This is a genomic window from Candidatus Nitrosopumilus salarius BD31 (assembly GCF_000242875.2).
In the GTDB taxonomy this organism is placed as follows: Archaea; Thermoproteota; Nitrososphaeria; order Nitrososphaerales; family Nitrosopumilaceae; genus Nitrosopumilus; species Nitrosopumilus salarius.
Genome location: NZ_AEXL02000150.1, coordinates 21,145 through 27,803 on the forward strand (window position 1 = coordinate 21,145; position 6,659 = coordinate 27,803).

A 6,659-nucleotide genomic window follows, 5' to 3' on the forward strand; every position below is an offset into this window, starting at 1 on the left:
ATAGACTATTTTTTACACTTCAAGAGAATCCAATATCTTTGAAATATCGGTGATGGGATGACCGTTTTTGGAAATATTTTGTTTTGCAGGGGGATTTTCCAGATAATTCGGAATTTTGTCTTGCAGTCTCTGAGTGTACGGAGAGACCAGGGCATTTTTGTAAAACACACCTATGGGTATTTTATTTCCCCATTCAAGAGATTTTATCAAGGCTTGAGATAGTTTCTCATTTACTTCAGCCTCAGAATCGTAATGAACTACTGGTTCAAATCCTTGCTCTTCAAGTTTGTATATTCTAGAATGTCTTTGTTGTGCTTCTTCAACTAAATCAGTTCCAGCATACCAGTCTCTAGTGTTAAGATCATTGTATGTTGGACATGGCTGTAAAACATCCAAAAATGAGAGACCTTTGTGATTTACTGCTTGAATGATTAGATCCTTGAGATGTCTTACATCATAAGAATAACCGCGAGCTACAAATGTAAAACCACTTGCAACTGCCAAACCAATTGGATTAACATTTGAATTTGTATTTGGCGAAGGTAATGATTTTGTTTTTTCGCCTAGTTTTAGAGTAGGAGATGCTTGTCCTTTTGTTAAACCATAAACACCATTATCAAAAATTATGTAAGTCATATCCACATTTCGTCTTCCAGCTGCAACAAAATGACCTGCACCAATTCCCAAGCCATCACCATCGCCACCCACTGCAACTACAGTCATCTCAGGATTTGCAATTTTTGCACCTTGTGCAAATGTCAAAACTCTTCCATGTAATGTATGGACACCGTATGTATTGATAAAATGAGAAGTCTTTCCAGAACAACCAATACCTGAAAACATTGCAGCTTTGTCGCGTTCTATTCCCATCTCAGCTAATGCCATTTGAATGGCATTGACTATACCAAAATCTCCACAACCAGGACACCAATCATTGTGTACATCTGTTTTGTAATCAGCAAGTTTAAGCGCCATGCATTAAAACCTCTCTTTTATCTGCCTTATTTTCAACAATTTTCTTAAGTGAATCATAGACCTCAGTACTAGTCATTGCTCTTCCAGAGTATTTTAAGATAAAATAATCAATGTCTCGTTGAACATTTTGTTTGAATAGTTTTCCGAGCTGACCGGAGTGATTAGCTTCAATATCAATAATTGTTTTGACATCTTTTAGTAATGAACTAACATACTCCCCAGGGAATGGATGCATTAGTTTTAGTTGAACAAATCCAATTAAGATTCCCTCTTTTTTGAGCATGTCAATAGCATCCAAGATAGGACCCTTTGCAGAACCCCATGAGATTATAGTATGTTCTTCAACTCCAAAGGATATTGCTTGGTCTGATTGAGGAATCTCTTTGAGGATCAAATCCAATCGAGACATTCTTTTGTCCATCATTTTTACACGTAAAATTGGGTCTTCTGAGATATGACCATATTCATCAGATTCATCACCAGTATTCCAAAATATCCCGTTATCCATTCCCAATCTAGAACGAGGAGACACCCCATCATCAGTAAATTCAAATCTTCTATATCCGTCATCTACTTTTTCTAAGAGTTTACCGCGGTTAATTGAAATTTTTTGAGGATCAAATCTTTTGCATGTAATTACAGAGCTTGCATGGAATTTATCCATCATGTGGATTACAGGAACTTGAAAAATTTCTGCATAGTTAAAGCAGTTTCCAGTATCGTAAAAGCTCTCCTCAATATCACCTGAAGCATAAACAATTTTTGGAAAATCACCGTGCCCTGCAAAAACTGCAAAAAGTAAATCATCTTGTCCATGTCTAGTTGGAAGTCCAGTTGATGGTCCACTTCTTTGATAATTTGTTATTACAACAGGAACTTCATTTATTCCAGCCCATCCGAGCATTTCAGTCATCAATGCAAATCCAGGACCTGAAGTGCACGTTGCAGAACGTGTTCCAGTTAATGCAGCACCGATAGTCATACCCATTGCACAGATCTCATCTTCTGTTTGAACAACAGCAGTTGACCCGGGTCTATCGTCAATAATTTCTAAAATTTCATTTGATTCAAGGAAGACAGATTCGTCGGAAGCTGGCGTAATTGGATAGTAAGGCTGCATTCTGCAACCGCATGCCATTTTTCCCAAAGCAGTTCCTTGAAATCCTTGAACCAAAATAGTTCCAGGTTCTTTTTGAGTTCCAGTTAATTCATAACTGAAATCTTGAAAATTATTTGTTGCATGAGCATAGGAAAAATTTGCAGCCTGCTTATTTATTTCAGCGATTTGAGGTTTTTTTGCAAAGATATTATCAATTGAATTAAGTAGTGAATCAGCAGGCATTTTGATTAATCCCAAAGACAAAGAAACTCCAAGTACATTATACATTCTAACCAGACCTCGCAATTTTGGATTGCCTACTTCTTCAGATAGTTTTTCAAGGATGCTCTTAAAAGATACAGGAAAAAGTTTGACGCCTTTTTCTTTGGCAAGTTCAAGCACTCCTGCTATGGTAAAAGGTTTATTTTTTGATTCAAGGAAATTGTGTAATCTATCTTTGAATGGAGCATCAAGTGTGTGAACTTTTCCAGTATCAACATTCTCTAATTCAGAATCATAGATGATTCCTCCATTTGATGCAACTTCATCAAAGTGGCGGAAAATTGTTTCAGCATCAAAGGATACCATTAGGGTCACATCATTTACATTTGAATGAATTATTTTATCAGCCACTCTGACTGTAAAATAGCTGTGTTCGCCTTTGATGTTTGAATAAAATTCTCTTTTACCAAATACTTGATAACCCATCTCAGCGCAAACTTTTGAGAAGACATTTGCACCAGATTCTACACCACTTCCTTGTGGACCACCAATTAACCAAGTAAAATCAACAGGACTCACAGACATCATTCAACTTCCTGAAAATTAATAGTATCCGGTTAATTTTTTCTAACCACCAGTAGCAGCATCAAATAGCGCACATTCACATTTATCACGTTCACCACAATAAGGACATACACATACACATTTTTCAATTGAATTTCCACATTCAACACAAATAGCAAATTCCTCTTCTTCTTCAACTTTAGAAGACATGAAGGATTTACAAAGAAATCGTATAAATGGTTTGAGATAAATCTCAAGACTAGTGAAAAAAAGAGTCTTACTTACAAGAATTTTGCATGATTTTGCAATAAATGAATTGAAAAAAAGATATCACATAGAAATACATTCTGGAAAAATTCCGATTCCTCAATCAAAACTGCGATCAAAAATTAAAAATGTAGATGGGCTGATTTGCTTCCCATATGACAAAATTGACAGAAACATGATAGAGTCAGCAAAAAATCTAAAAGTCATCAGTACCTACAGCGTAGGTTTTGATCACATAGATGTTGAATATGCAAAGAAAAAGAAAATTCGAGTAGGGTACACTCCAGAGGTTCTAACTGATGCGACAGCTGATTTAACATTTTCATTGATGCTTGATCTTTTGAGAAGGGTTTCAGAAGGAGATAGAATTATTCGAAAGGGAAAGTGGAATGTGATTTACGGTGCATTTGATTATGTTGGAGTTGATCTTCAAGGAAAAACACTTGGCATTTTCGGTCTCGGTAGGATCGGCGGAACTCTTGCCAAAAGAGCAAAAGCTTTTGATATGAAAATAATTTATCATAACAGAAAACACATTTCAAAAAATAAAGAGAGAACATTGAGTGCAAAATACGTCTCATTTGAAAAATTGATTACTCAGAGTGACATTATTTCAGTTCATGTACCTCATACAAAAGAAACAGATCATCTTTTTGATATGAAAGTTTTTAGAAAGATGAAAGATACAGCATTTTTGATCAATACCTCAAGAGGTAAAGTAATCAATGAAAAAGACCTAGTCATGGCCATAAAGAAAAAAATTATTGCAGGTGCAGGATTGGATGTCTTCGAAGAAGAACCAATCAAAAAAGATCACGCATTAGCAAAATTGGAAAATGTTGTTTTAACACCACACATAGGTAGCTCGACAAAAGAAACTAGATCTAAAATGGCAGAGATAGCTGTGAAAAATTTGGATCTTGGGATTAACGGTAAAAAGCCAGTCTATTCAGTTGGATATTGACTTTCACGCATGAATGTGATCTTAACAATATGTGCAGTTTTTATATCTAAATTGCCATCTAGAATTAGAATGAAGAAATTCAAACATACTAATGAAGAATTAGAATTAGCGAAATTACAAACTGAGAAAGAAAAGAAGAGAAAGGAATCCGAACAATAGGATTTTTCTCCTTGTCTTTTTCAGACAAGGTTTTTTTTAAAATTTAATTGAAGAACCATATTTTTGGTTTAATTTGTCATAAACTTTTTTTCTTTCCAAAATTAAATTTTTAGATTCATCATACATTTTTGTAAAAAATGCTGCCAAAATACGCTCACCAGTCTCATTGTAGAATCTCATACTATAGCTAGTGCGCTCAGGTTTTTCTTCTTGCATAAACTCTGCAGATTTTATCAATTCTGAATCAACGTGTATGTGAGCTGGGCCGTCATTATCACCAATAGTAATCCATTTTTCTTTTTGGCGAATGCCAAGAGAATTACTTCTAACCTCACTCACAACCCCGCTATTTTTTACAATAAGTAAAACATCATCAATTTCAAGTAGATCAGAGAGTAATTCGAAAAGCAATGATAGTCATATGAAAAGAAATTATTTCAGTTTTTAGATGAATTCATATCAATTTGGATAAAATCATCAGCATCACCGTGAATACAATCGGTTCCAACAGATTTTACGGGTGAAAAACTAATTTTACCATCATGGATTTTGCCCTCACTTTGTAAAATTCCAACTTTACCAGATACAATTTGTTTGTGTTTCTGGCATGTCACACCGACCATATACTCATCCTTATCAGATATAATTGAGACGATAAATTCAGGTGGATTAACACATTGCTTTCCTTCTTCTAAAACAGAGCATTGATCAGGTAGCACGTTTGATTTGAGGCTTTATTAGATATTAATCTTGATTGTCGCACATTTAATTTAATATTAACTAAGAAGAAATAACAATGAAACATTTTGGCGCATAATTTTGATGTTGTAATTATTGGTGGCGGAATTCTTGGAACTTCAATTTCATTCTTTTTGTCATGTCTGAACAAATCAAAAAAAATAGCAGTCATTGAACAAGCACATAACGTTGCATTTCATACTAGTGGGCGAAATACTGGAAAAGTTCATGCGCCATATCTGTACAATCCTGAAAAGAAAAAATTGTTTGCAAAAGCTGCATTTCACGGTTATGAGATGTGGGAAGAATATGCTACTTTACGAAATTTACCTTTTAAAAAAGATGGTGTGATTGAGGTTGCACTAGATCAGAAAGGCATCAAGATTCTTGAAAAGTATCTCAAATGGGGAAAACAAAATGGACTTGAGGACAAAGATATCAAATTGATGAGCAATACTGAATTGAAAAAAATAGAACCTGAAATAAAATGTGAATCTGCACTTTACGTTTACAAAGACGGGTCTGCAGACTATTCCATATTTACAGATTCAGTAATGAAAGACAGTGAAGTTAGTGGGACAAAATTCATTTTAGACACAAGAGTTACCAAAATAAAAAAGAAAATGGTAAGTGGGAAATTACGTTAGATGGAGAACATAAAATATTTGCAGAATTTCTAATTAATGCAGGGGGTGGTGAGGCAGTAAATATTGCACACGATGTAGGAGTTGCAGAAAAATTCACTGATGTGCATTTTAGAGGAGAGTATTGGAGAGCACCAAAAGAATATCACGATTTAACGAAAACAAGCGTGTATTCTGTTCCAGAATTTCCAGACTATCCATTTTTGGATCCACACTGGATAATCAGAGTGGATGGTAATTGTGAGATTGGTCCAAACGCTGTGCCAGTGTTTAGTCCATATGGATATAACAAAACAGAAAACATCAAAGAGTTTATTCCAAAGATGTTAGAAATGCTTGGTTCGGGAGCAAGAAAAGCAATTTTTGATAAACAGTTTCAGGAACTTGCAATAAACGAAATACAATCATCAATGTCAAAATCTGCAATGATTGATAGAGTAAAAAGATTCTTGCCAAAAATTGATGCTGATAAAATTACTGAAAAAGGTACTGCTGGAATTAGATCATCAGTAATTGATGAAAATGGAAAGTTTGCTCCAGATGTGATTTTAATTGATGAGGACATGTCATTTCATATTTTAAATTACAATTCGCCCGGAGCAACTGGTGCATTACCATTTTCGGCACACATTGTAAATCATCTAAATACAGTAGGGCTGCTAAAGAGTGATGAACTTGATGCGCAATGCGGTCCCTGGAAATTTGCAAATATTATAGAAAAGTTATAAAAATCAAATGACCTGAGAAAACTCAATTTTTTGGCTTTATTGAATCAGGATATTTTGCCAAGTAATGACACATGCATAATCTATTGGTGTTGCATTGACATTTCATAAGTTTGCAGAATAAAACAGGTATAAAACATTTTCATATCATATATTCAGATCTCAAAAATCAATAGAATCAAAATGATTCTCAAGGCCTGAGAATGGCAGTTACATATTATATGTAAAATTACCCAATTTGAGAAGTGGAAGAATCTGTATTACATTACGTATTTCTTGTCATTCACTTAACTACTGGATTT

General features: G+C 34.5%; 8 protein-coding genes. 3 read left to right on the forward strand and 5 right to left on the reverse strand.

Annotated features, from left to right (window positions below):
• Positions 1-12: 12 nt before the first annotated feature.
• The 3 genes from BD31_RS08780 to BD31_RS10425 are packed head-to-tail and all read right to left on the reverse strand — an operon-like array spanning position 13 to position 3,070.
• On the reverse strand, positions 13-975 hold the full coding sequence (locus BD31_RS08780; protein ID WP_008301344.1) for a 2-oxoacid:ferredoxin oxidoreductase subunit beta: 963 nt from the start codon (positions 973-975) through the stop codon (positions 13-15).
• Positions 965-2,875, reverse strand: a complete 1,911-nt coding sequence (locus BD31_RS08785; RefSeq protein WP_048097621.1) for a 2-oxoacid:ferredoxin oxidoreductase subunit alpha — start codon at positions 2,873-2,875, stop codon at positions 965-967. Before BD31_RS08785 ends, BD31_RS08780 begins: the two co-directional genes overlap by 11 nt.
• Positions 2,876-2,923: 48 nt before the next feature.
• The gene (locus BD31_RS10425; RefSeq protein ID WP_008301345.1) at positions 2,924-3,070 is read right to left on the reverse strand and encodes a hypothetical protein; all 147 of its coding nucleotides are present in this window, start codon (positions 3,068-3,070) and stop codon (positions 2,924-2,926) included.
• Positions 3,071-3,122: 52 nt separating this feature from the next.
• On the opposite strand from BD31_RS10425, the gene BD31_RS08790 reads away from it, so the two are divergent.
• Positions 3,123-4,091, forward strand: a complete 969-nt coding sequence (locus tag BD31_RS08790) for a 2-hydroxyacid dehydrogenase (protein ID WP_008301334.1) — start codon at positions 3,123-3,125, stop codon at positions 4,089-4,091.
• 195 nt (positions 4,092-4,286) lie between these two features.
• Here BD31_RS08790 and BD31_RS08795 read toward each other — a convergent pair whose 3' ends face one another.
• Positions 4,287-4,661 carry a ChuX/HutX family heme-like substrate-binding protein gene (locus BD31_RS08795; RefSeq protein WP_008301383.1) on the reverse strand — a complete coding sequence of 125 codons (375 nt, stop codon included), beginning with the start codon at positions 4,659-4,661 and terminating at the stop codon, positions 4,287-4,289.
• 26 nt (positions 4,662-4,687) lie between these two features.
• A complete protein-coding gene (locus tag BD31_RS08800) occupies positions 4,688-4,969 on the reverse strand; it encodes a hypothetical protein (RefSeq protein WP_008301370.1) in 282 nt (93 codons plus the stop codon).
• Between the two features lie 87 nt (positions 4,970-5,056).
• On the opposite strand from BD31_RS08800, the gene BD31_RS10835 reads away from it, so the two are divergent.
• Together BD31_RS10835 and BD31_RS10840 are read left to right on the forward strand one after the other, a co-directional pair.
• Positions 5,057-5,635, forward strand: a complete 579-nt coding sequence (locus BD31_RS10835; RefSeq protein ID WP_008301398.1) for an NAD(P)/FAD-dependent oxidoreductase — start codon at positions 5,057-5,059, stop codon at positions 5,633-5,635.
• Positions 5,636-5,736: 101 nt separating this feature from the next.
• Positions 5,737-6,360, forward strand: a complete 624-nt coding sequence (locus BD31_RS10840) for a hypothetical protein (RefSeq protein ID WP_008301364.1) — start codon at positions 5,737-5,739, stop codon at positions 6,358-6,360.
• Positions 6,361-6,659: the final 299 nt, after the last annotated feature.